Annotated in this window: 2 protein-coding genes; one reads left to right on the top strand and one right to left on the bottom strand. The window is 37.8% G+C overall.

Translation table 11 applies throughout. The features are described from left to right. A partial coding sequence (locus ON09_RS23615) for an aldose epimerase family protein (RefSeq protein WP_010603539.1) occupies positions 1 to 527 on the bottom strand: 527 nt, incomplete at its 3' end. 225 nt (positions 528 to 752) lie between these two features. Here ON09_RS23615 and ON09_RS23620 point away from each other — a divergent pair. Continuing rightward, a partial coding sequence (locus ON09_RS23620; RefSeq protein ID WP_010603540.1) for an aldo/keto reductase occupies positions 753 to 1,683 on the top strand: 931 nt, incomplete at its 3' end.

The following is a 1,683-nucleotide window of genomic DNA, read 5'->3' on the forward strand; positions in this document are numbered from 1 at the left end:
TCTTTTGATAAATAATCGAACTGAATTGTGTTTTCGTTTATTTGTTTAGCATCCCAAACTACATATTGAAAACCTTTTTTGCCTCCATGTAAGGTATTTTGGCCATTGTTGGTAAATAATTGATATTGCTTTCCTTCAAGTGTAAATTTGCCCTTTGCAATTCGATTACCAAAACGGCCGATTGTAGCACCAAAATAAGGTTCAGTTGACTTTTCGTAGTCGCCCGCACTCTTAAAACCTACCACCACATCTACCAGTTTTTTATCTTTATCAGGAACCAATAAGCTTATTAACCTGCCACCATAATTTGTAAAAATTGCCTGGGCATTGTGTTTATTTTTTAATGTATAAAGCCCCGTTTTCTTACCATCGATCTCTTTTTGAAAAGAATCGGCTACCAATTTTACACTAGCAACGAAATCAACAGATGAACTGCTTTCAGTTTTCGATTTTCCATTTTCAGACTGGCAGGAAACCATTCCAATGGTGGCAATGGCACAGAGGCTTGCTAAAGATTTTATTTTCATCGTTTTAATATTGGGTTAGAGTGCCGGCAATTCACCGACTTTTTTTAAAGTTCTGAATACAAATAAAACGATTTACAATTAAATTGCGGTTAATTACTGAAGTATTTATTGCTGATGGGATGATAACATACCGGAAAGCCACTACTTTTATGGTGCCTTTCTCTGCCGGAGAATAAAAAATCAAATGGAGAAAAAACTTGTTAATTTGCCTTTAATCAAATAAAGATGACTAAAAATATATCAGAAAACCGCTATGACAATATGTTGTATAATCGTTGCGGAAACAGTGGATTGAAACTCCCTGCCATATCATTGGGATTATGGCATAATTTCGGGCATGTTAATGTGTTTGAAAATAGCAGAAATCTCATCTATACCGCTTTCAACAACGGCATAACTCATTTTGATCTTGCTAACAATTATGGTCCGCCGCCTGGCTCAGCCGAAGAAGTGTTTGGTAAAATTTTACGTGACGATTTTAGCGGCTATCGCGATGAAATGATTATTTCGAGCAAGGCTGGTTATACCATGTGGGATGGTCCTTATGGTGACTGGGGTTCGAAGAAATATTTGATTTCGAGCCTTGACCAAAGCTTAAAGCGGATGAAGCTCGACTACGTTGATATTTTCTATCATCATCGTCCTGATCCGGAAACGCCATTAGAAGAAACAATGGGTGCGCTAAGTTTATTGGTGCAACAAGGAAAAGCCCTATATGTTGGTATTTCAAACTATCAGGCAAAAGAAGCCGAAGAGGCCATTCAAATTTTAAAAGCAAATGGCACACCTTGTTTAATTCATCAGCCTAAATATTCGATGTTTGAGCGATGGGTAGAAAACGGCCTGTTAGATGTTTTGCAAAAGAATGGCGTAGGTTGTATTCCTTTCTCTCCACTTGCGCAAGGATTATTAACTGATAAATACTTAGGTGGCATTCCGGCAGATTCGAGAGTTGCAACCAGTGGAGTATTTTTGAAGGAAAGCAGCATCACTCCAGAAAAAATTGAAGTCATTTCGAAATTAAATGAGATTGCAAAATCGCGTGGGCAAAAATTATCGCATATGGCATTGGCGTGGATCCTAAAAGATAAACGCATCACAACTGTGCTTATTGGCGCCAGTAAACCTGAACAGATTACAGATTCAGTGTGTACGT

Source organism: Pedobacter agri PB92, from assembly GCF_000258495.1.
Lineage (GTDB): Bacteria > Bacteroidota > Bacteroidia > Sphingobacteriales > Sphingobacteriaceae > Pedobacter > Pedobacter agri.